Raw genomic sequence first — 375 nt, forward strand, 5'->3', positions numbered from 1 at the left:
ACAGTTTAGGTAGCCGCATTTCATATGAGCTTGCTTTTCAATTACTGGACGCAGGCTTACCAACACCGCAAAAAATATTTGCTTCAGCAAGTCGAGCGCCACACTGCATATCAACTAAGTCTCATTTACATGGCTTACCGCACGATGAATTTATTGCTGAGCTTCGTGACTTAAATGGTACGCCAAAAGAAATCCTCGAAAATAAAGAGCTTATGGAGCTATTACTCCCGTTGCTCCGAGCTGATTTTAAAATAGCTGATACCTATGTAGCAGAACAGTGTGCATTACCCATCACAATCCATGTTTTCCATGGCGTTGATGATGAGATCTTGAATGAACATGTTATTGCGTGGCAAGAGCTAACGGCACAGCCAT

At 42.4% G+C, this 375-nt stretch carries 1 protein-coding gene; it reads left to right on the forward strand.

From position 1 onward, the window contains the following. The coding region (locus CWC11_RS22035; RefSeq protein ID WP_249330809.1) for a thioesterase II family protein at nucleotides 1-375 on the forward strand (375 nt) is incomplete at both ends.

Origin of the sequence: Pseudoalteromonas sp. S3178, from assembly GCF_005886985.1 — a bacterium.
Taxonomy (GTDB): Bacteria; Pseudomonadota; Gammaproteobacteria; order Enterobacterales; family Alteromonadaceae; genus Pseudoalteromonas; species Pseudoalteromonas carrageenovora.